At 60.7% G+C, this 24,050-nt stretch carries 24 protein-coding genes; 9 read left to right on the forward strand and 15 right to left on the reverse strand.

The features are described from left to right. Window positions 1–584: 584 nt before the first annotated feature. The 8 genes from ACQK2L_RS17460 to ACQK2L_RS17495 all read right to left on the reverse strand — a co-directional run bounded on the left by ACQK2L_RS17460 (window position 585) and on the right by ACQK2L_RS17495 (window position 8,410). On the reverse strand, window positions 585–1,076 hold the full coding sequence (locus ACQK2L_RS17460) for an ExbD/TolR family protein (RefSeq protein WP_425398315.1): 492 nt from the start codon (window positions 1,074–1,076) through the stop codon (window positions 585–587). 51 nt (window positions 1,077–1,127) lie between these two features. Next, window positions 1,128–1,604: an ExbD/TolR family protein gene (locus ACQK2L_RS17465; protein WP_425398316.1), complete on the reverse strand. Its 477-nt coding sequence runs from the start codon at window positions 1,602–1,604 to the stop codon at window positions 1,128–1,130. A gap of 52 nt (window positions 1,605–1,656) precedes the next feature. Beyond that, entirely contained in the window at window positions 1,657–2,499 is an 843-nt protein-coding gene (locus ACQK2L_RS17470) for a MotA/TolQ/ExbB proton channel family protein (RefSeq protein WP_425398317.1), read from the reverse strand. 140 nt (window positions 2,500–2,639) lie between these two features. Then, a complete protein-coding gene (locus ACQK2L_RS17475; RefSeq protein ID WP_425398318.1) occupies window positions 2,640–3,698 on the reverse strand; it encodes a tetratricopeptide repeat protein in 1,059 nt (352 codons plus the stop codon). Between the two features lie 63 nt (window positions 3,699–3,761). After that, window positions 3,762–6,797, reverse strand: coding sequence for a tetratricopeptide repeat protein (locus tag ACQK2L_RS17480; protein ID WP_425398319.1), 3,036 nt, complete (start codon window positions 6,795–6,797; stop codon window positions 3,762–3,764). 305 nt (window positions 6,798–7,102) lie between these two features. After that, window positions 7,103–7,345, reverse strand: coding sequence for a hypothetical protein (locus ACQK2L_RS17485; protein ID WP_425398320.1), 243 nt, complete (start codon window positions 7,343–7,345; stop codon window positions 7,103–7,105). A 37-nt stretch (window positions 7,346–7,382) separates the two neighbouring features. Continuing rightward, window positions 7,383–7,628, reverse strand: a complete 246-nt coding sequence (locus ACQK2L_RS17490; protein ID WP_425398321.1) for a hypothetical protein — start codon at window positions 7,626–7,628, stop codon at window positions 7,383–7,385. Between the two features lie 281 nt (window positions 7,629–7,909). Beyond that, window positions 7,910–8,410 (reverse strand): RNA polymerase sigma factor, encoded by a 501-nt coding sequence (locus ACQK2L_RS17495; RefSeq protein ID WP_425398322.1) that lies wholly within the window; start codon window positions 8,408–8,410, stop codon window positions 7,910–7,912. 338 nt (window positions 8,411–8,748) lie between these two features. Between ACQK2L_RS17495 and ACQK2L_RS17500 the strand changes: the two genes are divergently transcribed. The 5 genes from ACQK2L_RS17500 to ACQK2L_RS17520 all read left to right on the forward strand — a co-directional run bounded on the left by ACQK2L_RS17500 (window position 8,749) and on the right by ACQK2L_RS17520 (window position 13,670). Further along, window positions 8,749–9,663 carry a hypothetical protein gene (locus ACQK2L_RS17500; RefSeq protein WP_425398323.1) on the forward strand — a complete coding sequence of 305 codons (915 nt, stop codon included), beginning with the start codon at window positions 8,749–8,751 and terminating at the stop codon, window positions 9,661–9,663. Next, window positions 9,660–11,078, forward strand: coding sequence for a hypothetical protein (locus ACQK2L_RS17505; RefSeq protein WP_425398324.1), 1,419 nt, complete (start codon window positions 9,660–9,662; stop codon window positions 11,076–11,078). The genes ACQK2L_RS17500 and ACQK2L_RS17505 overlap by 4 nt, the downstream gene beginning before the upstream one ends. Before the next feature lie 80 nt (window positions 11,079–11,158). Then, a complete protein-coding gene (locus ACQK2L_RS17510) occupies window positions 11,159–12,325 on the forward strand; it encodes a sulfotransferase family protein (RefSeq protein ID WP_425398325.1) in 1,167 nt (388 codons plus the stop codon). A gap of 417 nt (window positions 12,326–12,742) precedes the next feature. Continuing rightward, window positions 12,743–12,922, forward strand: coding sequence for a hypothetical protein (locus ACQK2L_RS17515; protein ID WP_425398326.1), 180 nt, complete (start codon window positions 12,743–12,745; stop codon window positions 12,920–12,922). A gap of 31 nt (window positions 12,923–12,953) precedes the next feature. Next, on the forward strand, window positions 12,954–13,670 hold the full coding sequence (locus tag ACQK2L_RS17520) for a hypothetical protein (RefSeq protein WP_425398327.1): 717 nt from the start codon (window positions 12,954–12,956) through the stop codon (window positions 13,668–13,670). 25 nt (window positions 13,671–13,695) lie between these two features. Here the strand turns inward: ACQK2L_RS17520 and ACQK2L_RS17525 are convergent, their stop codons facing one another. From ACQK2L_RS17525 to xerD, 3 genes are all read right to left on the reverse strand, one after another. Continuing rightward, window positions 13,696–13,914, reverse strand: a complete 219-nt coding sequence (locus tag ACQK2L_RS17525; protein ID WP_425398328.1) for a hypothetical protein — start codon at window positions 13,912–13,914, stop codon at window positions 13,696–13,698. An 83-nt stretch (window positions 13,915–13,997) separates the two neighbouring features. Continuing rightward, window positions 13,998–14,474, reverse strand: a complete 477-nt coding sequence (locus tag ACQK2L_RS17530) for a hypothetical protein (RefSeq protein WP_425398329.1) — start codon at window positions 14,472–14,474, stop codon at window positions 13,998–14,000. 23 nt (window positions 14,475–14,497) lie between these two features. Beyond that, window positions 14,498–15,433, reverse strand: coding sequence for a site-specific tyrosine recombinase XerD (gene xerD, locus ACQK2L_RS17535; RefSeq protein ID WP_425398330.1), 936 nt, complete (start codon window positions 15,431–15,433; stop codon window positions 14,498–14,500). Window positions 15,434–15,685: 252 nt separating this feature from the next. Here xerD and galE point away from each other — a divergent pair, with 252 nt between their 5' ends. From galE to ACQK2L_RS17555, 4 genes are all read left to right on the forward strand, one after another. After that, complete coding sequence (gene galE / locus ACQK2L_RS17540; RefSeq protein ID WP_425398331.1) at window positions 15,686–16,669, forward strand: UDP-glucose 4-epimerase GalE; 984 nt, start codon at window positions 15,686–15,688, stop codon at window positions 16,667–16,669. 35 nt (window positions 16,670–16,704) lie between these two features. Then, window positions 16,705–17,187, forward strand: a complete 483-nt coding sequence (locus tag ACQK2L_RS17545; RefSeq protein ID WP_425398332.1) for a hypothetical protein — start codon at window positions 16,705–16,707, stop codon at window positions 17,185–17,187. Window positions 17,188–17,376: 189 nt separating this feature from the next. Then, window positions 17,377–18,669, forward strand: a complete 1,293-nt coding sequence (locus tag ACQK2L_RS17550) for a 1-acyl-sn-glycerol-3-phosphate acyltransferase (RefSeq protein WP_425398333.1) — start codon at window positions 17,377–17,379, stop codon at window positions 18,667–18,669. Window positions 18,670–18,855: 186 nt separating this feature from the next. Next, complete coding sequence (locus ACQK2L_RS17555) at window positions 18,856–19,893, forward strand: 3'-5' exoribonuclease YhaM family protein (protein WP_425398334.1); 1,038 nt, start codon at window positions 18,856–18,858, stop codon at window positions 19,891–19,893. 179 nt (window positions 19,894–20,072) lie between these two features. On the opposite strand, the gene ACQK2L_RS17560 is transcribed toward ACQK2L_RS17555, so the two are convergent. The 4 genes from ACQK2L_RS17560 to rpmE all read right to left on the reverse strand — a co-directional run bounded on the left by ACQK2L_RS17560 (window position 20,073) and on the right by rpmE (window position 23,207). Beyond that, entirely contained in the window at window positions 20,073–20,831 is a 759-nt protein-coding gene (locus ACQK2L_RS17560) for a DUF4261 domain-containing protein (RefSeq protein ID WP_425398335.1), read from the reverse strand. Continuing rightward, entirely contained in the window at window positions 20,828–21,733 is a 906-nt protein-coding gene (gene prmC, locus ACQK2L_RS17565) for a peptide chain release factor N(5)-glutamine methyltransferase (protein ID WP_425398336.1), read from the reverse strand. Before prmC ends, ACQK2L_RS17560 begins: the two co-directional genes overlap by 4 nt. Before the next feature lie 73 nt (window positions 21,734–21,806). After that, window positions 21,807–22,880, reverse strand: a complete 1,074-nt coding sequence (gene prfA, locus ACQK2L_RS17570; RefSeq protein ID WP_425398337.1) for a peptide chain release factor 1 — start codon at window positions 22,878–22,880, stop codon at window positions 21,807–21,809. A 93-nt stretch (window positions 22,881–22,973) separates the two neighbouring features. After that, window positions 22,974–23,207 (reverse strand): 50S ribosomal protein L31, encoded by a 234-nt coding sequence (rpmE, locus tag ACQK2L_RS17575; protein ID WP_425398338.1) that lies wholly within the window; start codon window positions 23,205–23,207, stop codon window positions 22,974–22,976. Window positions 23,208–24,050 lie beyond the last annotated feature (843 nt).

Consider the following 24,050-nt stretch of genomic DNA (forward strand, 5'->3'; position numbering starts at 1 on the left):
CAGCCAATTAGTTTTTCCGGTTGAGTGCATTCGACGTGGCGCATGGTCGAAGCCATCCTTCGAACGGACTCAGCGGCCACGATTCGAGCGAATTGAGGTCACGGATTCGCAGGTTTCATCTCGCTTTAACTTTCTAGCGCGCGGTGGTAGTTTTCTTACACGCGGCGCGTTACTGTGAGTTTGTCGACAACTCGTACCGCAAGCACATGCACCGTTTGTGGCGGTGCGTCTCTAGAGGATCTCGCCCAAACACACGCTACGAATACTCGCAGCGTCTTCCAGGTGAAAGAAGCCTACCGCCTTACGGCGATGGGAGCTTTGCCGATGGATGTCGCTTGGTGACATTTGGCTGTGGGCCGTCCACGCTCTGGAAGCAAATCGCCACGATTGGGGTTTTGCCCCAATGGGAAACATGCGGGGAACAATGTGGAGGGTTTTGTCGCACCCCCCGAATGGTTTTTCCGAGAAAACAAGGGTCTCCGCCACATGGGTGGGACCAAAACGATTGGGGTTTTGGGCCCATGAATCGATGTAGGGGACAAAACCCTGGGCACTACACCGGAGGTGCGAGTGCCCCCTAAGTCTTATTCCTGAGTGGGGGCGAAGCGGATTTTCTTGATGAGTTCCACTTTCTTGCCGTTCTTGATATAGCCGGAGATGGCCGTGATGGCATCGATGTCGTACTGGTACTTCAGGTCGAAGTCGCTCTCGAGCTCGACTTCTCGTTCGCTGGCGGTGCCGGGGCCGCCTTCGTCGTTGACCAGGCTGATGATGTGGCTGCGGAGTTCGTCGAACGGAGTGACACCACTTGCCCCGGTGAAGGGGACGTCGCCCAATTTCATCGATGCCAGGTTGCCATTCGCGTCAGCGGTCATCTTCAGCACCAGCGTCGGCGTTTCCGGCTCTCGCTGCGAAACATCCGTGGCCGGCGGCGGCATGCGTACGTTGAAGTCGCCTTCGGGCGTGACGATTTTGAACGTCATGATGAAGAACACCAGCAGCTGAAACACGATGTCGATCATCGGTGTCATCTGCAGCTCGATCTTGTCGTCGTGCTTGGTGTTGCGAATCTTCATGATTGGAAATTTATTAAGTAATCACATGCGGGCCGGGTCGCCCGAGGAGGTTTACTCTTTCTTACCGAAGCTATTGCCTTGAGACTGCTTGCCGCGGAACGCGAAAGTCTCGAACCGAGCCTGCTGCGCGGCATCCACCATCTCAAGAACCTTGCCATGTCGGGCGTTTTGGTCGGCGCGGATGATGACGGTCACGTCCTTAAGCTTGATATCGTCGCCTTGCGCCTCGATCAGCCGTGCCTGACGCATCAGGGCGATGCGAAGGTCCTCGATCGTCAGCAGGTCCGCGCTGCCTGCATTGAGGATGATCTCTTCGTCACCCGTCATTTGCAGTGTGATCGGCTTGTCGTAAGCGACTTCAGGTGGCTTGGCCAATTCGCTTTGAGGAAGGGTAACGCGTTGATCCTGATCGACGTCGGAGAAGTTAATGAGCACCATGAAGAACGCAATCAACTGGAACACCATGTCGATCATCGGCGTCATGTCGCCTTCGGCAACTTCCCTTCGCTTACTGCGGACGACTTTCATGGAGTACTCGCGGTCGCAACGTAGGCCGGTTCAAACTTCGGCGGATCGATTACTAAGCCTGGGGCGCCGCCTGCTTCTTGCCAGCGTTCTGGAACCGGCTCATCAGGCCTTCGCTGATGATGCCCACTTCCAGCACCAGGCGATCGATGCGGTTGCGGAGAATGTTGTAGGCGGCGATCGCCGGAATGGCCACGGCCAAGCCGATGAGCGTGGTGAACAACGCCGTCGAAATACCTTCGGCCAACTCGGCAGGAGTTGGTTGGATGCCGGTGGAGTTGGCGATGGTCTGGAACGAGTCGATCATACCGTGCACGGTACCGAACAATCCGACCATCGGACTGATGGTGCCGATGAGGGCCATGTAGCTGAGTCGGTGCTCGAGCTTCATCGATTCGTCCTCGCCGACCTCCTGCATGGCTTCGATGGCCTGGTCGTAGCCTTTGGATACCTTGCCCAAGCCGGCCGAAAGCACTTTGCCCAGGAACGACTCGTCGGAGCTAGCCAGTTCGTATGCTTCCTGGAACTGCTTGGCGTTCAGGTGCGCTTCGAAGCCTTCCAGCAATTCGGTTGGCATGATCGTCTCGCGGCGCGCTTGCAGCAGGTTCATCACGAACAAGGCCACCAGCGTGAACGACAACGCCAGGAAGATCAAACTGTAGCCCAGGCCGAGCGACTCATAAGCCCAGGCCAGGTAGCTCTTTTCATTGTTCGCGGCGGTCGTGGCTGTGTTGCCGCCGCCATCGTCAGCGGCTGGAGCGGCCGCTGCGTCGCCGTCGTCTTGTGCCAGTGTGGGTGTGCTCGATGCAGTCCAAACCACGAGGGCGAGGAGCATCACCAGCAGGCCAACGAACCCAGTCCGAGGCGAGCCCGCCCGATCGAAAGCGACACTATGCATCAAACGATTCCTCCACCCCGACGATATTGCAAAAGTTCCGAAAGATTATCCGCCCGCATTCCGCCTTTGCTTCATCCACCGGGGGGACATAAGGTTCCCAGTGTAACTAGGCCCCAGGGCCGTGGCAAAGGTTCTCTGCGTTACTGTAGTTGTTTCGCCCAGCGGCTGGCCGGGTACTGGTTGAGCAGCGTCTCGCGTGCGCGGCGAGCCTCGCCATCCTGCCCTACTGACTCCCACAGGGGGATGAGCTTGGCCAGCGCCTCGGCGTGCTCTTCGGCCACCCGCCCGTACAGCAAATCCGTATGAAGATAGGCATAAAGAGCCAGTTTCGGCTGACCCGACTGTACGTAGCAAGCTCCCAGGGCGTTGTAGGCTTTGGCGAGCAGTTGGTCGTTTTCGGGATCGGAGTCGCGAATCACTTGCTCCACCGCTTTGAGTCCACCATCCACGTTGCCAGTCGCCGCGCTGGCCACGGCCTTGCCCAACTCGGCGGCCAACCGCTGCTGCTTGCCGCCCGGGCTGTCGTCGTTGATTTTCAAGGCCGCGTCGAACCGGCCAAGCGCCTCGGCGTACTTGTCCTGGGCCAGCATCGTCTGGCCGACCAGCACTGCCGATCGCATGCGATACTCGGGCCAGGGCGCTTTGGAGAGCTTGACGTACATCGTCTCGGCCGCGTCGTACCTGCCCATCGTGGCGAGCAAGTCGCCCAGCAGTTCGGTGGCCTCGAGGAAGTGGTAGTTCTGGTCGTTCTTGGAAACAAACGCATTGAGCTGCGTCCCAGCAGCGCGGATGTCCTTGGATCCCAGCATGGCCATCTTGGCATTGCAGTACGCGGTGTAGTACTCCACGTCCTGCTTGATGAAATCGCTAGTAAGCGTGTTCTTGTTGATCGCCGACAACCGGCTGAGTGCGCTCTCGTACCCCGCGTTCGTGGCGTTGAGCCGCGCTTGAGTCAGCTCCGAGGGCTCGTTGCGGAAGATGATGCTGCGAATTTCGTTAACGGGGATGTCTTTCGATTCGCCACCCTTTTGTATGGTCACCGTCACAGGCGACATGCGTATGATCTCACCCGACTCCGATCCGCCGCCTATCACGCGAATGCGGTCTGTCGACTGCGACTGCGCCGTATTGCACAAGAGCGCAAGGCACACAACAAGCAGCGGACACAACAAGGCGTGGCGGTTCAGTCGGATCATCATTCGTATCGTGGGTCGGTTAGGGTCAGCAGGCGGAGTGCTGCGGTTCATCGTGTTCGTGGAGACTTAGTTATCTTCTTCCAGCAATTCTTTCAGGCCGGTGGTGGGCTCACCTCTGGCGCGCTGGATCGACTTCATCAGGTCGTCGTACTGCCCGCGAATCGGCGTATTGAGCAGGCCTGGTTGCGTTCGCACCATGTCGGCCACTTGCTTGCGAGCTCGTTTGAGCAATGCGGCCTTGTCCTCGCCTTTTTCCGCACGCAAGTAGGAGATCTTCGCGATGTTCAGCCAGGCTTCGTAGAACAATTCCCTGTATTGCTGACTCAAATTAGGCCTGGTGCGAGCGACACTCGAGGCCACCTTGGACAGGTAGTTCCATCCCCACACCACGTGCTTGCCTTTTTCGTTCAAGGGACCGCTGCCCATCATGGCCTCGTTGAATTTCGAAGCATCAGAAGTTTCCCCCCACTCCTGCAGCGTGTAAGCAGCGGCCGTTTGTGCGGCGATGGTCATCTCCTTCTCGGAGAGGATCGCCTCGAATTGCTTCATCGCTTCTTCGTACTTGCCGGCGTGGCGGAGAGTTTGCGCGTAGAGCAGCTTGACACCCAGCAGGCGACCGCCGGCGAGGCCCGAGTTCTCATCCGCCAAGATCTGCTTGAACGAGTCGGCCGCGCTACTGTAGTACTGCGCGCGGACATCCTTGGCCGATGCGTCTCCTTCCAGGCCTTCGGCCAGTCGATAGTAAGTCTGGGCGATCCACAGCCGGACCGTCGGGTCGCTGGAGCCGCGCTCGTTCAGCTTGTCGAGAAACGCCACGAACGCCTCGCTCACCCGCTTCGCTTCCTCGGTCTTGCCGGCCGCTTGCAGATCCTTGATCTGCTGCTGCAACTGCACTCCAAGTTGGAGGTAGACCTTGGTGAGTTTTTCCGGGTTGCCGTTGCCAACGGCCTTTTCCAACTCGGCCATCGAGGCCACGGCCTTGTCGGTATCCGGCGGAATGACCGACACGTAGGCGCGCAGTGCAGCTTTGTAGGCTTCGGCCGCATAGGCAGCCCGCGATGCAACCGGGTTGTTGGTCTTCGACAGGGCGATCGGCCCCTTCTTGGGATCTTCCAACAGCTGGATGGCTTGTTGGTACTCTCCAGCTTCCAGCCGCGCGAGCGTCAGGTACAGCGCCGAGGTCGCCAGCACGTCTGCCGACGCAGGGTCGGCCGCCACGGCGTCGAAACTTTCGGTGATCAGTTTAATTGCCCGCTCTCGCAGCGCGGCTCGGTCGACCGAGGTATCGTTCTCGGATGCCGCGCGAAGCTGCGCGCCCCACATCGCATTGGCAATGCGGGCTTGGAACACGGCGCGTTGGTCTTCCGGCAGTTGATTTACCAACTCGAGCGCGACATCGAATTCCCTATCGCGAATCGAGAAGTCGAGCAGAATGATGAACGCCCTCTCGCCCAGGGCCGCCTCGCCCCAACGGCGGGTGATGAAGCTCGCCAAGTCCTTCAGCTTGGTGGCCTCCGCCTTGCCGGCGTCGCTGCCTTGTTTGATCGCTTCGTTGAACAGCGACTGGTACGAGGCCAACGCCACCTGCGCCGCACCGGAAGCTTGCGGGTCCTCGGGATACCTGCGGGCGATGAACTCGGCCAGCACCGCCGAACGATGGAACTCCTCGTCCTGCCAGTAGAGCCAGCAAGTAAGCCAGCGGCGCTCGTTCAGCTTGGCGACCTCGGTGTCGTCGTCCACCAACGTGCCTGCGACGTCCAGATAATGAATGGCGTCCTGCTTGCCGGTGGCCGCTCGCTCTTCCAGGGCCGCCACCCCATCGGGGTTGTTCCTTTTGGCAGCCGGCAAGGTCTGCTGGGCCGCGTTCATCGATTGGATGGCGTCCTTGGCGGCCTGCATCGCCTCGTCGAAGGTCTTCACCCGCCGGCGGTCGTCCGCTTCGACGCCCTCGAACTCCGTGGCCAGTATCTGGCGCGCATCATTTTGAAACTTGCCGGGCAGCTTGGCTACCGCGGTGTAGTGGTCGAATGCCTCGGTCTTCAGCTTGCGCTTCTCGGTGTCCTTGGTTTCGGGGTCCGCAGCCTTGGCGCGCTTGGCCTCGGCGACGTAGTACGATAATTCCAGCCAGTCGGGCTGTCGCAACTCAGGCGGGCGAATGGTCGTCAGCCATTGGCCTTGCTTCTCCAGCAAGGCGTTGTAATCCTTGTCGGCCAGCAAGATCTCCGCCTGCAGTGCGAGGGCTTCGGTCACCTGGCTACGGAACACATCGGCCTCGGCGCCACGGACGATCACGTCCTCGAAGCAACCAGAGGCTTTTTTCATCTCGCCCATGCGAAGGTAGCACTCACCTTGCTTGACGCGGGCGGTGAATCCCACACCGTAGCCGTCGTACTTGTCGTACAGCGCCTGAAACTCATCGGCCGCTTGGGTGTACAGCTTCTTGGCATCGGCCGATTTGGCGTCGTATGTCTCGCCTTGGAAGAACAGCACCTCGGAGACCAGCCGACGTACGTTCGCCAGCCGCTCGCGCATCGCCCGCCGATCGGCGATCTCTTTGGCCTGTGTCTTCGGGTCGAGTTGCTTATCGTACTTGCCCAACTGCTCGACCAGAGACTTCTCGACATCCTGCAACAGTTTGCGGGCTTCGACGAATTTGTTGCGTGCTTGCTTCTTGATCTCGGCAGCGTCCGACGGCGGAGAGGCTTTCGCTTCCAGCGCTGCCAGATCGCGAGCGGCAATTTGCGTAAGCAGCCCGGCCAACTGCTGCTGGGCGTCGGCCGCGCCGGGAGTGTTGGCATTCGCCGCGGCGTAGGCGTCCAGTTCGGCCTTGATCTGAGCGGTGAGGCGATCCCGCTCCGCAGCGCTCGGCGTCACTTGCCACATGGAGAGCAAAGTGACTCCCCGCTCGTAGGAAATCCGCTTCTTGAAATCCTCGGAGACCAGGCGGCTGTCTTGTGCGTCGGTCAGGAAGTCGAGCGCGAGTTCGTAGTGACCGCGGGCTCGCATCGCGTCGAGGAACTTTGCTGTGTCGTCGGCAGCCTGCACCGTAGGCGAAAGGCTTAGCACCAGAATGGCCAGCAGCAACAACTTTCGATTCAACATCCCTCTCCTTCAGAGGCGATGGATTTTTCGGTTTGCGGCAGGTTGGACTCTGCCGCTGGGAAGGGCCGCTAGGAAGGGGTCGCACCCGGTTCCGCGCAGGTGGACGTTGCAAGGCACCACAGGCCCCTCGCGCGCTAGCCCCTCATGTTACCCGAAGCGGCCACAGCGTGGCCACCCAGTGGCGGGAAGAAATAGGGCCCGGCAAGGAAGAAACCTTGGCGATTGAGCAGCCTGTATGGCTGCCTGCTGAATTATACGCCGATGGACCCTGCGAGTATTGCGAGGTACTGATCACAGATAGCAAACTACAGGTCCAGCAGACCCAGGGACGCTACGCTGGTATCGTCCACTTCGTGGGATGTGGATATTGCGATGCAGTGCCCTTGCTCGGCGTGGGCGGTAGCCTGCTCGGCAGTGTCGCACCAGTACACGTTGCACAGGCAGACGCCGCACTGCCGGACCTTGGGGTCGGCGGTCTCCGCCAATTGGTCCCAGCGCAGCGGGCACTGGACACGGAATTTCCATCCGCAATTATGGATTTCGTCCATGCCTACACCTGGGAAGCGCTAGACGCACCCGGGGCCGCTAAGCCTGAGTGCCGTCGGCCAGTTGATCGACCAAGCTGTGCAGACGCTGCTCGAGCGCCTCGGGCATGACCGGAGACGAGCGGAGCACGTCGTCCAGCATCGGATCGGCGGGCAGCCCGAAACGCAGGCCTTCCTGGCCTTCTCGTCGCCCCGCTCCTCCGCCCGCTGATAGCGGTGCGTAGAGCGAATCGACATCGAAGCGTAACTTGCTGAAGGGGGTTTGTGAATTCGGTTGAGTAAACATGGTTTGACCGCTACGCGACCGTTGAGACCGTCCATCCATCTCTTCGGCTCCTCTGGGGGGCAAGGCGAACCGGGGGTGCTGGCGCACCGTAATCCGCACTTGCCGTCATCGTGGTATGTTCCCGCAATGCGCGGGGCCCCTGACACATTTTGAACCCGTTGCTGGCCGCTTGGGTTCAATCAATGGAGTGGATTGCCAACACTCCAATTATCAACGACTCGCACTAAAGTCGCTGGTTGATACGTCTCAGTGTTACCTCTGCCAGCAGACAAGCACACGGCTTATCGTTTGGCCTCGGCAAGGTAGTACTGACGAAGTCGTCCGCGGGCACGACTTACACGCGAGAGTACCGTGCCGAGCGGTATTCCCAAAGTGTTAGCCGCTTCTTGGTGGGTCAGTTCGCCGACCACCACGAGTAGCAAGGACTCGCGCAGGTCGTGTGGCAAACTATCTAAGGCGTGTTGCATCTCGTCGGTTAACTCCGAGGCCAATGGATCCACGCCATCCACCGGTACCTCGATCCCATGCTCCCCCGCTGGGTACGGCGTGCGGGCCTTGCGGCGCCACCCGTCGATTACACGGCGGCGGAGAATCGAGGCAAGCCAAGCCCGTTGGCTTCGTCCGCAATCAAACCGATCGCGGCTTCTCCAGGCACTACGCAGCGTCTCTTGCACCACGTCCTCAGCGTCATGCGAGTCGCCTACCATGCGGTAAGCCAATCGGTATAAAGCCGGGGCGTGGTCGGAAACCATACCGTGAAATTCGGCGCGCGTTAATGCCACCTTTGCCTCTCCTCTCAGCCTGTTCCGTGCTGTGTGGAGTACTCTGATCCGTGTCGCAATATAACACGAACCATCTCTGTTCCGCCAATATTTTCGTCGGCTACTGCGTAGACTATTCCCGCTGGCGGAAATTTTTCTGCCAATTTATCGGCCACCAGGTTTTCTTGTCGCAAGTTGTTGTGTGGCTTAGAATTAGAGTGACTTCTACGCGAGTCGGATCGTCCTCGATCCCGGAAACTTTGCCAAATCGTCAGTCGTACAGACATTGGCGTCCGCCGATCCGCCGGGCTCGGGGACGAGCCGGCTCGCTCAAGCATTCAACCGTTACGAATCTCTCCATGCCGCTCCGCTTCAATCAACCCAGACGCTCCAGCTCGCCCCGCTCTCGGGTGGCCGGCGTTCCGTTGCGGCTGGTTTCGATGGTCCTGGCGCTGGCGTTGGTGGCGTTGGTGATGTCGTCGCTCGAGCAGTCCCGCACCCAGGAGAAGCTGGCCCTGTTGTTTGGCGACGCCCGGCCAGTGGCTGAACTGCCCGAAGAAGCAGAAGAAGCGGAACGTCCCGCCTATCTTGCCGCGATCGATCGCGAGCGGCTCGAAGTGATCGAGGACAACAGCCCCTTCGGCGATGAGGAACAGGATGCCTGGTTCCACGTGATCGAAGTGGCCAGCGATGCCACCGACGAAGAGCTGCGGGCCGCGTCGGTGGGCGAGGTGGTGTTCAACCAGTTGGTGGGTCAGCCACGCGTCTATCGAGGACGGGTGATTTCGCTTACCGGCAACGTCCGCCGCATCGAGTCGATCAAGCCCGCCGAGAACGACCTGGGCATCGAGCAACTGAATCTCGTCTACATCCAACCCAACCGCGACGTGATGCGACCCTTCGCCATCTACTGCCAGGACCTGCCGGAAGGTTGGTCGGTGGGGGAAGAGTTTCCCGGCGACGGCCGTATTGAGTGTGACGCGGTCTTCTTCAAGATCAAGGTGTACGATCACGCGCGCGGCGTGGACCTGATGCCAGTGTTTGTGTCGCGGTCGTTTACTCCCGTTGACCCGCCGCCGCGATTGGTGAGCAGCCAGCCCTCAATGCCCGCCTGGCAACTCGTTGCCTGTGCTGCCGGGGTGGCCGCGGTCCTGGTGGCGTGGATCGTATGGCGAGGTGTCGAACCCCCGCGTCCGCAGCTTGGTCCCGATGCCCAAACGGTGGCCGACGAGCTGCACGCACTCGAAACGCCCGAGATCGACAACCCGTCATGACCGCACGCCACCTGACTGTTTTCGCAGCGCTACTCTGTTGGGCGGCCGCGGCAAATTCCGAGGAGTCACCCGAAACACCGCTCGCCAAGTCGCTGGCGCTCGCCTACTGGGACGAAAGCCGTTTCGCCGCGTTCGAGGACCGCGCGCCGCTGTCGGTGGACGAGCGCCGCGAGACCGAGCGGCTCGTCGCCCAGTTGGCCAACTTCGACCGCCGGGTGTTCTACGCCTCGCCCGGCACGCCGGTCACGACGCGCGAGCTACTGGTCTCGCCGGAGAAGTACCGCGGCAAGCCGGTTCGCTGGCAAGGCACGGCCACCCAGGTGATCGAGCCCACGCGCGAGATGCGCGAGATCACCGACGTGCAGCCCGCGCTTACCTGCCTGGCCCACGACGAGGGCAGCGAGTGCATGATCCTCACCCACAGCCTGCCCGAGCGGTGGCAGACGTTCGCGCTCGACGCCGAACCGATCGCCGTCGACGCGGTGTTCGTCAAGTTGGTCGAGACCGAAGGGGGCGACATCGTGCCGCTGCTGGCATCGCCGCACGTGGAGTGGCTGCCCGACGCGTGGCGACCTCCCGAAGTGAACTACGGCATGAGTGCCCTGGGCATCCTGGGCTTCGACGTGTCGCTGCTCGACTCGGTAGTGCACCGCGCGCCGTTGGTCCCCAGCGAAACGGCCGCCTTCTACCATTTGATGTCGAACCTCGACGACACGCCCGCCAACGAACTGGTCCACTGGGCTCAGCGCCAGCTGCCACGCTATCGCGACGCATGGAAAGAGTCCGGCCAGCAGGGCGACGACAAGCACCGCCGACTCGTCCGAGAGGTGCTGCGCCGGGCCGACGAGGGGCAGTACTCCGTGGCGCCGTTCTTCAACGCTCCCAGCGATCAGGTGGGGGAACTGGTAGTGTTCGACGGGGTGGTTCGCCGCGCCCTGCGGATCGACACCACTCGCGACCTCGACGCCACCGCCGCCGGCATCGACCACTACTACGAGCTGGCCCTGTTCACGAGCGACTCGCAGAATAATCCCATCATGTTCTGCGTGCTCGACCTGCCCAAAGGCATGACCGAGGGCGACAACATTCGCCAGCCGGTGCGGATAGCCGGGTTCTTCTTCAAAAACTGGCGGTACAGCGGTCAGTCGACCGATGGTTCGGGAGACGAAAAGCTGCGGTTCGCCCCGCTGTTTATCGGTCGCGGACCCCTGCGGTTGGTCGATCCTCCCACGCAACCCATCTGGGGATGGATTGCCGGGCTGGGGTTTATCGCGGTGATCTTGATGCTGTGGCTGCTTGGCTGGCGGCGGTCGCGGGGCGACCGAGCCTTCGCGGCCAGCACGCTCGCCCGCGTGAAGGAGCCCGTCGAGCCGATCGACCTCGACGATGCCCAGCTGCCCGGCGAATCCGAGTAGCGGCATCCGAGCGGTCCGGTAAAATGGACTTCGCCCCACTATCACCCAACCGAATTGCAAGCGTTCCAGCCACTCCCTGCATGCCGCCCAAAGAACCAGACAAGCCCCGCTACTCGGCCGACCCGACGCACAACTACGGGATTCTGACGCCGCGGTTCTGGCATGGCATGGGGTTGGGCACGTGGTTGTCACTACTTGCCACGCGGCAATGCCGGCTAACCCCACAGTCGATGCTCACTGCGGCCAGCATCACACCCATCTCGGCGATCAACTCGCTGATGGGCATGTGGACGAACTTCCTGTACGGCCGCAAGGTCCATCGCCAGGTGCTCTCCGAGCCGCCGCTGTTCGTGCTGGGGCACTGGCGCTCTGGCACCACGCTGCTGCACGAACTGTTAATCACCGACCCCGAGCACACCTTTCCGAATACGTACGAGTGCATGTCGCCGCTGCACCACTTGTCGACGCAGCGCTACACGGCGCCGCTCACCAAGTGGCTGCTGCCATCGAAGCGGCCGATGGACAACATCGAGGCCGGTTGGGACAAGCCGCAGGAGGATGAGTTCGCGCTGTGCAATTTGGGATTGCCTTCGCCATACCTCTGCTGGGCGTTCCCCCACAACGGCCCGGTCCACTCCGAGTACCTGGATTTGCGGCAAGTGCCCAAACGGGCCCGCCGCCGCTGGCAGGCGCGGTTAAAGCTGTTCGTCAAGTCGATCGCCGTGGCCCGCGACAAACGCATCGTGCTCAAAAGCCCGCCACACACCGCCCGCGTCCGCTGGCTGCTCGAGGTGTTCCCCCAGGCGAAGTTCGTGCACATCTCGCGCGACCCGCTGAAGCTGTACCCCTCGACGGTGCGGCTGTGGAAGTCGCTGGCCGATGTGCAAGGCCTGCAACCCGACCTGCCCGAGTACCCATGGATGGAAGAAGAGGTGCTGAAGAACCTGGTGGTCATGTACCAGGCGTACCGCGAAGATCGTGAGTTGATCCCGGCGGGCAACCTGTGCGAGATCCGCTACGAGAGCCTGGTAGCCGACCCCAAGGCCGAAATCGCTCGCATGTACGAAGAACTCAACCTGGGCGACTACGCCCGCATCGAACCGGGCGTCAACCAATACATGGAACGCACCCGCGACTACAAAACGAACCGCTTCGAACTACCCGCCGACGTGAAAGAGCGCGTGCGGGATCGGTGGGGGATCTATTTTGATATGTTCGAGTATGGGGAAGTGGGGAGCGGGCGGTAGGCGGTCGCAAATGATAAGAAGCAACAATGCCAACTTCTATAGAAACCGAATATGCAAACACGGACTTCGATCTGAAGTCGCAAGCGGCTTTCGGCACACTGCACAGCGAGCTACAACAGTCCTGTTGTGTATTGAGCTACGTGATAGGTGCTGACGAAAAGTGGCACGCGATCGTCGAGTCGGCGAGTACCTCGAGTTCAGCCGCAACCAATATCATAGAGATCATCGAAGCGCTAAAGGGGCTTTCGTCAGCGGCCAAGGCTGAACTCAACGCATGCTGCCTACGAGAGTTCAATATTGGCTTCCATTGTGGAGATTCTTGGGCATATGCCCATGCACTACCCGCCGATGTTGTGAGGGCTGTAGCAGATGCTGCATGCTCGATAGCGGTTACGCTTTATCCAATGCGAAACGCTGATGGGACACCAAAGGAGTAGTGAAGGACAGCTACTATGCGTCAACCAGTACATGGAGCGCACCCGCGACTACAAAACGAACCGCTTTGAACAACCAGCCGAAGTCGACGCCCGCGTGCAGGATCGGTGGGGGATCAGTTTTGACATGTTTGAGTATGGGGAAGTGGGGAGCGAGCGGTAGCTAGTCGAGAGGCTGAATGAGGGGGCGCAGCATGAGTTACGAACTAACGTGCCAGTGTGGACACCTGCTACGAGTTCGGCTTGGTCAAGCGGGTTCCCAAGTTGCATGCACTAGCTGCAAGGCGATGGTTGCGGTGCCAAGTGTGTCGCAACTCAAACGCATGGCTGGCAATAAGGCACCTTACCTCGCAGCCGTTGAGCGATTGTCGAAGGCACTGGCAGAGCACGCGGAGCCGTTCACCGGCGAATGCCAGTTCTGCAATTCGCAACCGGCCAGTTTGCAGCGTTTGGTTTGTCTTCACTACCTGGTCGCGCGACATGTTTCTGAACGCGAAGGACTTCAGCCCTCGGCCACTGGTATGGCACTGGTCGTAGGTTCGGCGAACGAGCAGTGGCACATTGTGCAATTCCCGCTGCTCTTCTGCGGCGACTGCCACAAGCAGGTCCAACAAGAATGGCGCCGCGCCAATTTCGGGTCATTCGCAAAGACTCTGGGCGCAATGGTGTTCTATGTACCACTTGTCGTACTACTGATAGTGCTGTCCCTGTTCATCCCGTTCGTCTCGATAGGTGTAGTTGTGCTCGTTGTCGTGATGGCCGTCCGTCATCGCACTCGCAAGAAGGTCTCGCCATTCATCCGAGAGATGCTCTCGCGACTACCATTAGTGGGTGATGTGATGGTAGGGTTGGATGAATTTGAAGTCGAAGTCGCTCCCGCCGCGCCGGTCGGGGCGATGAGAAACAGGTAGTGCGGAAGCTAAACTGCCATCGAACTCATCCCCGCAGGAAGAACCTCAACCATCTCGCATAGCCGAGCCGCTGCCACATTCCTTTTCGCTCGTCGGAATCGGCCTCCAACTCTGCCGCTGCCATCACCGCGGCCTCCGGGGCGGTGTTCTGTGTACCACACGCAACGCAATACTGCATTCCTTCGAGTAGCTCATCGCCACAACGACAGCACTTCCGCACGGGAGCTTGTTCGGGAGTTGCCATGGAATTCCTCGTGATCAACTGTGGGGTCTAAGGCTGGCTGTATTGTCACGTCGCCGTCACGTGTAATGCAATAGCACGATCGCCTAATAAGTCCGATCCACCCAGGCGATCAGCCCGGCAATCACGCCTGCGATCGTCGTGGCAGTCAGCAAGTTCCGCACGTTGAACCTCCAAGGTATCCAAGGCAACACGGCCAGCAGCGCGCAGGTGACCACCGGTACCCAGTGAGCGAGGTACAGCCTCGCAAAGTGGGGCCAGAACGCCAGGTTGAAGTGGGGTATCCGATTTGCCGCGCCGTATTTGGTGTGCGACGTCAGTTCGTGAGCGTGCCATTTGCCCCAAGAGTCGATCGGCCGGTCGTCGAAATAGACAACTATCCGCGCGTCGCCAGAGGAAACTTGGATGTGCTCCGAGGGCGGAAGCCAAACCCAGATTGAGTCGCTGTAGCCATAGCTCCGCACCCAGAAGAGCAGCAGCACGATACACAGAGTGGCCCAGAACACCGTGAACGGAATGCGAAGCTTCCGGCAGATCGCGATGAGTTTGGCGCGGCGGTTCATGGGTGCATGATACCACACCGCGTTCACCCCCGCGGATGAAACGCCTCGTGCACCTTCTTGAGCCGCGTGTGGTCCACGTGCGTGTAGAGCTGCGTGGTGGCGATGCTGGCGTGGCCGAGCATTTCTTGCACGTGTCTTAGGTCGGCGCCGCCGGCCAACAGGTGCGTGGCGAAGCTGTGTCGCAGCGAGTGGGGGCTGAGCGACGAACTCACGCCGGCGATCGCGGCGCACTTTTTCACCAGCTCCCAGATCCGTTCGCGGCGCAGCGGGCGGCCGCGGGAGGAGAGGAACAGCTCGGCAGGCTCGCTCGCCGCGCGTTTCGCCAGTTTGGGGCGTTCCTTTTCCAGGTAGTCGGCAATCACCTGGCAGGCTGGCTCGCCGAGCGGCACCATGCGCTGCTTGTCGCCTTTGCCATGGCAGCGGCAGAATCGCTCGGCGAGGTGCAAGTCTGCCAGTTTCACGGTGGCCAGCTCCGAGACTCGGCAGCCGGTGGCGTAGAGCATTTCGAGAATCGCCCGATCGCGCCGCCACAGCGGTTCGCCCTTGGGCGGGGCGGCGAGCAGCGCTTCGACTTCTCTTGGCGAGAGCACCGTGGGGATCTTCTGCCACAGCTTCTGCGCGGCCAGCAGGTCGGCCTGGTTTTCGGTGAGCACCCCTTCGAGTTGCAGGTACTTGAAGAACACTTTGAGCGACACCACGTGCCGACTGACGCTGGTGGGGGCGAGGCCTTGCTCGCGAAGCCACGCGGGGTAGCCGGCCAGCTCCGCCACGGTGAGTCCCGCAAGCCGCCGCCCGGCGAGCCACTTGATGAGCCGCTCCAGATCGCGCCCATACGCCTTCACCGTGTTCTCGGCCAGATGGCACTCGCTCCGCAAATACCGCAAGAAGGCCTCGCGGTGCTCGCGGACCTCGTTGGCGGTGCGTTCACGCCGCGGTTTGATGAGTTTCTTCTGGGCCATGCGGAGCGCCAAAGTGCTGGGTGTTTGGATACTTGTTTCTTATCGACGGATGCTGCGCGATCTCCGCAACCCTGGGCAGATTGCAGGGTTATTGGGTATCTTGGTGGCAGACTTGCGCGATTAGAGGAACTCTGCAAGCATCGAATTGCCGCAGAACGGTCCCCTCTGGAGCCGACGAGCTACGCTTCGTCGGAAGAACGTCACATCCGCAAGCTATTCAGGTAGCACAACGTTTGTTTCAAGAGAGTTTAGATGAAAGTTCTTGTTGTTGGTGGAGCGGGATACATTGGCAGCCACGCCGTGAGAGCGTTGGAAGACGTGGGGCACGAAGCGTGGGTGTTTGACAACCTGTATCAGGGCCACCGCGCGGCGGTGCCGGCTGAGCGGCTGATCGAGGGCGATCTGCTCAATCCCGCCGACTTGGCTACCGCGCTCGACAAGACCGGCGCCGAAGCGGTAATGCACTTTGCGGCCCTGGCGCTGGTGGGCGAGTCGGTCACCGATCCGGCCAAGTACTACCTGAACAACGTGGTCGGCGCGATCAATCTGCTCGAAGCGATGCGCGAGCGGGGCATCTGGCGGTTCGTGTTCAGCAGCACCTGCGCCACGTACGGCGTGCCGGACAAGGTGCCAATCGACGAGTCGGAGAAGCAACTGCCGATCAACCCTTACGGCGACACCAAGCTGGCCATCGAGAAGGCCTTGGATGCTTACTCCCACGCGTATGGCTTGGGCGTCGCGGCGCTGCGTTACTTCAACGCGGCCGGCTCGCACCACAGCGGCGAGATCGGCGAAGACCACGACCCCGAGTCGCACCTGATTCCGATCGTGCTGCAGGTGGCGCTAGGCCAGCGCGAGCACGTGACCATCTTCGGCGACGACTATCCCACGGCCGACGGAACTTGCATCCGCGACTACATCCATGTCGAGGACCTGTGCAGCGCCCACGTCGCAGCGCTCGAGCGACTGAAGCAAGGCGAGATGATGAAGCTCAACCTCGGCACGGGCAACGGCTTCAGCGTCAAACAAGTGATCGACGCCTGCCGCAAAGTAACCGGCCACGAGATCCCCGCGGTGATCGGCGAGCGCCGCTCCGGCGACCCGGCCGAACTGGTGGCCAACGCCAGCAAGGCGCTGGAAGTGCTCGACTGGAAAGCGAAGTACACCACGGTCGACCAGGTCGTGGAGTCCGCCTGGAAGTGGCATAAGGACCATCCGAACGGGTACGATGCCTGATACCAATTCACTCAATCCGATACGTCGACTGTTCCATGAACCTGAAACTGAATGGTTTTAGCGTTGACCAGCGAATTGAAACCCTGATGCGTCGAAAGGACTGGCCGGGAAGGCGAACGGACTACGCGTGGCTTAATCGGTTCCCGCCGCATCCGAATCGTGGCAAGCTTCCATTCGTGGAGTTCTGCTCAATCGATCACGCAAAGTTCGAAAACAGTGCAATGCAACAGGGACGCTTGCTTGATCTGGTTAAAGGTGGCGGTGCCCAACAGGTACTGAATGGAAAGCCTGACGCAGACTTCCCGCCAGGAGATTTCGACCCATGGCATGGGTACTTGATTGGATTCACGGAATACTGTGATTCAGGCATCTTCGTCGACCTGCGTCCTCCGGAACCGCGGATAATCTACGACAATCTCAATCCAGATGGAGCGATTCATGCGACATCCTTTGATTCAATTGATGAGTTCGTAGTATTTTACGAACTCGTTCATGGCCGTTCTGGAGAAGGCGGCTGAGTTTTCCCTCCCCGCACGGAATTCGGGTGCAACGCTTCCACAAATGGGGATAATAGCCGCAGCGAGGCTCGGCGATTCCTGGGTTTCATCGGTGTTATTCGCTGGCTAAAATCCAGTTCTCGGAAGTAGCAGCGCCAGACGAACGAACCCTAAATTCGCCAGCCCCGCCGCGTCCTTGGCGGATCCCTCATGCAGAACATCATTTTCGAAGAGCGCTACGAGTTCGTCCCGCCGGTTGATTCCGATTGGTGGGTCTTCTTCTTGCGTTTTCTGCTCAAAGGTTTTCTGCGGAAGCGGTACAACATCCACACGTACGACCTGCGGCACGTGGAGCGGATCAAGAAGTCGATCGACGAGGGGCACGCGGTGCTGATTGCTCCGAATCACGCGCGGATCTCCGATCCGATCGTCATGGGGCTGCTGACCGGTGAGATTGACTGTAACGTGATGACGATGGCCAGTTGGCACCTGTTCAAGGAGGGCTGGTACCAAACGTTCATCCTTCGGCGGCTGGGAGCGTTCAGCGTTTATCGCGAGGGGACCGATCGCCAGAGCGTCAATTGCGCGATCGACACGTTGGTCGAAGGGCGGAGGGCGCTGGTCATCTTTCCCGAAGGCGCCGTCTCGCGGCATTGCGACGTGCTGATGGACCTGATGGACGGGCCCGGCTTCATCGCTCGCCAAGCGTCCAAACGCCGTGAGAAAGAAGGCAAGAAGCCGGTGGTGGTCCATCCCGTGGCGATTCGCTACTCGTTCGATGGCGATCCCTACGCCGAAGTGGCGCCCGACCTCGAGCGGCTGGAGCGCAGCTTCTCGTGGGAACCGCAAACGCACCTCACGACCGCCAAGCGGCTGAAAAAGCTGGGCGAAGCGATGCTCGCGATCAAAGAGGTCGAGTACCTGGGCGGCGTCCGCCAGGGCGATCCCTACGAGCGAGTGGAACGCCTGGCGCTGGACCTGATTCTTGAACTCGAAGACAAGTGGGGCATCAAAGACCGCACGCCCGGCTTGGTTTCGCGAGTGAAGAACATCCGCGCGGCAATTCTCCCCGCCATGATCGAAGGCAAGGTGAGCGAGGCGGAACGCGCCGAACGCTGGCGCGACCTGGGCAAGTGTTACTACGCCCAGCAGATGGCCCACTACCCGCGCGACTACATGGTCAACGGCCCTAACCTGCCCGAGCGCGTGTTGGAGACCGTGCAGCGTTTGGAGGAAGACTACACCGACGTCGCTCCCAACCACGGCCCGCTGCATGTGACGGTCGACGTCGGCGAGCCGATACTGGTCGAAAGCAAACGAGACCGCAGCGCCAAGCAAGACCCCGCCATGGTTCAGGTGGGCGAGCAACTGCAAACGATGATTGACGCGCTGGTCGCCGAGCGAACCCCAGTCGCCGAGAAGCCGCCCGAACAGCCGAAACCGCCAGTGCCGATGGATGAGGCAGCCACCGTCGACGCGCACGCCCAACCGGCACGTAGTTAATCTGCATCGCTGCCGAACTACAAACGAAGTAGAACAGGAGGCAGCTACTTCACTGCACCAAGCACGCAATGGTTGCCCCCCTCTGTTATCTCAGTTGCCTCCGGTTCAAACTACACTGGTTCTTAGCCTTGCCTTGGCGAGCCGAACGTCGCAGCTCCGAGTTTCCTACCCAGAATCGCTTCCCTTATGTCCGACGCTATCGAAATCACCACCCTGCATGAGATGACGCCCGGTGAGTTGGGCGACTTTTTCGCGCTGCTGAGCGACAAACAAGTGTTGGCCACCAAAGATGGCAAGCCGTACTACCGGGTGACGTTTTGCGACGCGGGACGCGAGGTGAGCTTTCCCATCTGGAGCGACGGGACCCATGCCGCCGCGTGCCGCGATCAGTGGCAGGTGGGCGAGTTCTACAAGCTTCGCGCGGAGCTGCGCGACTCGAACTACGGAATGCAGCTCGAAATCCACCGCATCCGACCCGTCGAAGAAAACGACAAGCAGGACGGTTTCGACCCGCTGATGTGCGCGCCGCGCTCGCGGTTCGATCCCGAGGCGATGTACAAGGAGATGATGGAGACGGCGGAGGAGGCCATTGAAAACGAGGCGCTTCGCGAACTGGTCGTCGGCATCTACGAGTCGCACCGCGAAGAACTGTTGGTGCTGCCCGCCGCGCAGTTTAACCATCATTCCTACTTGAGTGGCTACCTGGAACACGTGCTTAACGTCACGCGCCACACACGGTTGTTGGTCGAGCAGTATCGCAACCTGTACGACGACGCCGACCCGCCAATCGACGTCGGCGTGGCCGTGGCCGGCGCAATGCTGCACGATATCGGTAAGCTCCGCGAACTCGCCACTGGCCCGGCGGGCGCGACTTATACGGCCTCCGGCACGCTGATTGGCCACATCCTGCAGGGGCGCGACATCCTCCGCGAAGCGGCCGCCGACTCGGAGATCGACGAGGACACCTTGTTGCGGCTCGAGCATATCATTGTCTCCCACCAAAGGCTGCCTGAGTGGGGATCGCCCAAACCGCCCATGACGCCGGAAGCGTTGATCGTGCACCACGCGGACGACCTGGACGCCAAGATCCAAATGATGGTCGCGGCGATCGCCGAAGATCCTGGCGATGGGGAGTTTACCTCCAAACGCAACGCGCTGCGGCAGCCGATCTACCGCGGGAAGAAAGAGACAAGTGACGAGGAAGACGAGTTGGACGAGTCATAGTTCGTTAACGTCGTGTCATTTCGAAGGGAGTCCAGCGACCGAGAAATCTGTTTTGCCGAGTCCTACAGCTTCGCACTTTGAGAGTTTTGAGATCCAAGCTCCAGAATTGGCAACGCTCATTGGATCGGCCACGTAGATTCCTCAGTCGGTGAGCCTCCTTTCGGAATGACACAACCGACCTACTCGAACTCAAACGCCAGCACCGGTTCGTCGCCGTCGAGAAATGTGGTGGTGTCGCGGGCGGTGACCTGGATCTCGTCGGGCAGGCCGATCACTTCGCCGTCTTTGATCACCGCGTCTTTCTCCAGCAGGTAGTGGGCCAGGTTGTAGGCGTGGTTCATCAGTTCCTGCGGCGGTCCGGCGAAGTGCGGAAGCTCGACCTCCCGCTTGCCGAACGCGGTCATGCCGGTCGTGTAGAGTCGCAAACCGCTTTGGTTGTTGGCTTCCACCTGGAAGTCGAGCCACAAGTGCAGCGGCAGGTCGTCGCGCGACATCTGCTGGGCCACGTCGCAGAACGCGCCGGGCTCATGCACCGCGCGGCTGCCGCCCCATTGAAGGCCCACGGCTCGCGAGTTGGGCAGTAGTGCAGCTACCAGGCGGGTGAGTTTCATGCTCTTGGCAATGCGGTCGCGGCTCTCGTCCACCAGCGCGACGATCAGGTGCGCCCGATGTGATCCAAGCCGCTCGGCCGCGTCGGGCCAGTACCACGCGCGGGCGGCGGGGCCGGCGAACTGGTCGGCCGGGATCGGCTTGTCGACCAGCGTGTAAGCCACCGTGGCGTCGCCCCACGAGAAGGTGACCATCGCGTCGGTGCGGCTCGAAAGTTCGAGCGCCGCGGTGTCGGGGTTGGCCGCATCGCACCGCGCCTGCACAGCCGCCGGATCGGGTAACTCGGCGGCGTCCAAGGCCACTAACGCTAGCCAGGTAGAGCTGTTCATGCGGTGCCCTCCCGCCGCGCCTGCACAATGCGGGCGTGGCCGTCGAGGTCCTTGAGCGTCTTAAGCAACTCAAGCGGTGAGTCGCTGACTAGCTGTTCCACCCGCGCGGCAATCATCGGGCTGATCTCCATCAGCAGGACGCCACCCGGCTTCAGTCGCGTGGCGGCTTCATCGATGAGTCGTTCGATGACCGTGGTACCGTCGGCCCCGCCGTCGAGCGCCAGCATCGGTTCGAACTCGCGTACCGACTTGTCCAGCTCCGCGAGTTCCGCGGTCGTAATGTATGGCGGGTTCGAAGCGATAAAGTCAAACGTTGCGCCGTCCACGGCCGCGAACAGGTCGCTTTCGAAAAACGCAACACGATCCGCCATGTTATGCTTTTCGGCGTTGCGTTGGGCAACCGCGAGAGCTTTGGGGCTGAGGTCGAGTGCGGTGACGTTGGCCGCCTTCAGGTTCTTCGCCACGCATACAGCGATGATGCCACTGCCGGTGCCGACGTCGGCGATCGCCAGCTCGTCCCCTGCCCTGCCCTGCTCTTTGGCGTGGTCCAACAATGCTACGACCAGCAGCTCCGTCTCTGGACGCGGGATCAGCACGTCGGGTGTGACTTCGAAGTCGAGCGAGTAGAACTCCCGCTTGCCCACCAGATAGGCCACCGGAGTGCCGGCCGCCCTCTGGCGAACCAACGCGCGGAACTTCTCCCGCAACTCTTCCGAGGCGGGCTCGTCGAACGCCGTGTAGAGCAAGATCCGCTGGCAACCGCGACAATGAGCCAGCAGCACTTCGGCCTCCAAGCGGGCCGACTCGACGCCGCGCTGCTGGAAGAAATCGGTCGTCCAGTTCAGCAGTCGGCCGATGGTCCAGGCGTCGGAATCAGGTTTTGCTTCTGCCGGCGTGGACATGGTTTAGGCGGAAGGCTATTGGCTATTAGCTATAGGCCAAGAGCTTACAGCCTATAGCTCACAGCTTATAGCCTTACTCAAGTCCTTCCATCGAGTCGCGGAGTTGCTGGCGGTCGTACTCGATCAGTGCGTCGGTCACTGGTTGCACGTCGCCGGCGATGATCTGGTCCAGCTTGTGGATGCTCAAACCGATGCGGTGATCGGTCAGGCGGTTCTGCGGGAAGTTGTAGGTGCGGATTCGTTGGCTGCGATCACCGGAGCCCACCAGGCTCTTTCGTTCGTCCGCCCGTTTCTTGGCTTCTTCCTGCTGACGGTGATCGTAGATGCGGCTCTTCAGCTCGCGCAATGCCTTGGCCAGGTTCTTGTGCTGGCTCTTCTCATCCTGGCACTGCACGACGATGCCGGTCTCGTGGTGCGTGAGCCGCACGGCCGACTCGGTCTTGTTTACGTGCTGACCGCCAGGGCCGCTGGCGCAGAATTTGTCGAGCCGATAGTCGTCCGGCTTGAGCTCCACTTCCACGTCTTCCGGCTCCGGCATCACGGCCACCGTCGCAGCCGAAGTATGCACGCGGCCTTGCGTTTCGGTCTCAGGCACGCGCTGCACGCGATGGCCGCCGCTCTCGTAGGCCAGTTCGCGATAGACGCCTTCGCCTTCGATGCCGAGGATGATGCGACTGAACCCGCCCAGCTCGGTGGCCGCGTGGTCCATGATCTCGATCTTCCACTTCTTCGTCTCCGCGTGGTGCTTGTACATCTCGTACAAGTCGCGGGCGAACAGCGCCGCCTCGTCGCCGCCAGTGCCGGCGCGGATTTCCATGATGCACCGCGTGCGGTTGGCGTCTTCGCCGCCGATGGTCAGACCCAGCAACTCGTCCCACAACTCCTCGCGCTCTTCGCGCAAGGTCTCGATCTCCGCCTCGGCCAGCTCCCGCATCTCGGGATCACCCGACTCGACCATCTCGCGGGCGTCGGAAATCTGGTCGACCAGTTCCTTGAACCGGCGGTACTTGCTGGCGAGTTTGGTGAGCCCGCCATGCTCGCGAGCGGTTTGGGCCAGGCGGTCGGAGTTGGAGAGGACTTCGGGGTCGACCAAGTCCTTTTCGAGTTGCTCGAATCGGGCGAGCTTCGTTTCCAGTAGTTCGCGCATCGTGGCGGCTTGGGAAGGAGTAGCTGAGAGGGTGAACCGATAACGCACCTAAGCCAGCGCGCACGAGGAGCGCCGGCAGCATCGGTTCGGTAGCTACTTCTTCTTCCCGCGAGTGAGGCTCGCGTAGCCCGCCTTCGAGAACTTGTTCTTGAACTTCTCGATACGACCGGCCGTGTCGACGAACTTCAGCTTGCCCGTGAAGAACGGATGGCAAGCGTTGCAGATGTCGACCTTCAACTCGGGACGAGTGCTGCGGGTGGTGAATGTGTTGCCGCAACCGCAATGCACCTGCGTATCGACGTAGTTGGGGTGAATGCCTTCTTTCATGGCGTTTGCGACTCCAGGGGTACAGCCGAAACTGTGGGTTTTATGCTTCCTCGCTCGCCGGGGCGGAGAGCGATCTACTTGTGGGGTGCATCCCCGCTGCGAATCCTCCACAGCAGGGAATCCCTGATTTTATCGGCCATAAGGGAGTTGGACAAGAGGCTCGGAGACAATCCAAAGGCGAGAAAACCAGCGAAAACGGCATCCTTCCGCCCCACATTCTCTTCACTCCCCCCGTCTCTGCCCCTCATCCCCATTTCACCCTCCCCCCGGGAGGGTCGCGGCCAGAGCCGCGGGGAGGGAACCACGGGGAGAGATATGCCATCCGTGAGCCGGCTCGTCCTCGAGCCCGGAGTTTCAAACCGAACTCGAGTTTTGTCCCACCTGGCCCAAAACGTCCAATTCCCGGTCTCCCTAAGTCGTTACCCACCAGCAGCTTACTGTTTTGCCCCACCCCGAGTAGTTCCCCGATTTCGAACCATGGGACCAAAACTCAACCCACGTCTGACCCTGTCTAGTGACACAAACCATTTCACAGTAGCGGGTTACGCAAATCACCCCGCGGGCCAGCCCACCGAGTTTTGTCCCTGGTGTGTTTAGGGGAGGGCAAAACCCGATAGTCGCCGTTCGCTCCGCCGAACGAGCGCGCGTACCGCCACCGTCAACTGCCGAGCAGCCCTCTTCATTAGAACCAATCAGAGGGGTGAATCTACGGCGATTTTTTTACATGGGCGATTTTTGGAGAAAGGGATGTCCAGCGACCGAATGGCGACAGCGACTTTGCTTTGGACTATCTGCTTGTCAACCGACGCGGGTTAGAGGGCGGGCAAATTGCGGGGTAGACCT

Source organism: Aeoliella sp. (assembly GCF_965227375.1).
Classification (GTDB): domain Bacteria; phylum Planctomycetota; class Planctomycetia; order Pirellulales; family Lacipirellulaceae; genus Aeoliella.

What these genes read in the sequence shown, in the direction of transcription:
- ACQK2L_RS17560 (WP_425398335.1), bottom strand. Translation starts at nt 20,831, where the DNA reads ATGAACAGCTCTACCTGGCTAGCGTTAGTGGCCTTGGACGCCGCCGAG.
- ACQK2L_RS17520 (WP_425398327.1), top strand. Translation starts at nt 12,954, where the DNA reads ATGAGTTACGAACTAACGTGCCAGTGTGGACACCTGCTACGAGTTCGG.
- ACQK2L_RS17550 (WP_425398333.1), top strand. Translation starts at nt 17,377, where the DNA reads ATGCAGAACATCATTTTCGAAGAGCGCTACGAGTTCGTCCCGCCGGTT.
- xerD (WP_425398330.1), bottom strand. Translation starts at nt 15,433, where the DNA reads ATGGCCCAGAAGAAACTCATCAAACCGCGGCGTGAACGCACCGCCAAC.
- ACQK2L_RS17505 (WP_425398324.1), top strand. Translation starts at nt 9,660, where the DNA reads ATGACCGCACGCCACCTGACTGTTTTCGCAGCGCTACTCTGTTGGGCG.
- ACQK2L_RS17530 (WP_425398329.1), bottom strand. Translation starts at nt 14,474, where the DNA reads ATGAACCGCCGCGCCAAACTCATCGCGATCTGCCGGAAGCTTCGCATT.
- ACQK2L_RS17545 (WP_425398332.1), top strand. Translation starts at nt 16,705, where the DNA reads ATGAACCTGAAACTGAATGGTTTTAGCGTTGACCAGCGAATTGAAACC.
- ACQK2L_RS17465 (WP_425398316.1), bottom strand. Translation starts at nt 1,604, where the DNA reads ATGAAAGTCGTCCGCAGTAAGCGAAGGGAAGTTGCCGAAGGCGACATG.
- ACQK2L_RS17525 (WP_425398328.1), bottom strand. Translation starts at nt 13,914, where the DNA reads ATGGCAACTCCCGAACAAGCTCCCGTGCGGAAGTGCTGTCGTTGTGGC.
- ACQK2L_RS17500 (WP_425398323.1), top strand. Translation starts at nt 8,749, where the DNA reads ATGCCGCTCCGCTTCAATCAACCCAGACGCTCCAGCTCGCCCCGCTCT.
- ACQK2L_RS17490 (WP_425398321.1), bottom strand. Translation starts at nt 7,628, where the DNA reads ATGTTTACTCAACCGAATTCACAAACCCCCTTCAGCAAGTTACGCTTC.
- galE (WP_425398331.1), top strand. Translation starts at nt 15,686, where the DNA reads ATGAAAGTTCTTGTTGTTGGTGGAGCGGGATACATTGGCAGCCACGCC.
- ACQK2L_RS17460 (WP_425398315.1), bottom strand. Translation starts at nt 1,076, where the DNA reads ATGAAGATTCGCAACACCAAGCACGACGACAAGATCGAGCTGCAGATG.
- ACQK2L_RS17480 (WP_425398319.1), bottom strand. Translation starts at nt 6,797, where the DNA reads ATGTTGAATCGAAAGTTGTTGCTGCTGGCCATTCTGGTGCTAAGCCTT.
- ACQK2L_RS17515 (WP_425398326.1), top strand. Translation starts at nt 12,743, where the DNA reads ATGGGACACCAAAGGAGTAGTGAAGGACAGCTACTATGCGTCAACCAG.
- ACQK2L_RS17475 (WP_425398318.1), bottom strand. Translation starts at nt 3,698, where the DNA reads ATGATGATCCGACTGAACCGCCACGCCTTGTTGTGTCCGCTGCTTGTT.
- prfA (WP_425398337.1), bottom strand. Translation starts at nt 22,880, where the DNA reads ATGCGCGAACTACTGGAAACGAAGCTCGCCCGATTCGAGCAACTCGAA.
- ACQK2L_RS17555 (WP_425398334.1), top strand. Translation starts at nt 18,856, where the DNA reads ATGTCCGACGCTATCGAAATCACCACCCTGCATGAGATGACGCCCGGT.
- ACQK2L_RS17510 (WP_425398325.1), top strand. Translation starts at nt 11,159, where the DNA reads ATGCCGCCCAAAGAACCAGACAAGCCCCGCTACTCGGCCGACCCGACG.
- prmC (WP_425398336.1), bottom strand. Translation starts at nt 21,733, where the DNA reads ATGTCCACGCCGGCAGAAGCAAAACCTGATTCCGACGCCTGGACCATC.
- ACQK2L_RS17485 (WP_425398320.1), bottom strand. Translation starts at nt 7,345, where the DNA reads ATGGACGAAATCCATAATTGCGGATGGAAATTCCGTGTCCAGTGCCCG.
- ACQK2L_RS17470 (WP_425398317.1), bottom strand. Translation starts at nt 2,499, where the DNA reads ATGCATAGTGTCGCTTTCGATCGGGCGGGCTCGCCTCGGACTGGGTTC.
- rpmE (WP_425398338.1), bottom strand. Translation starts at nt 23,207, where the DNA reads ATGAAAGAAGGCATTCACCCCAACTACGTCGATACGCAGGTGCATTGC.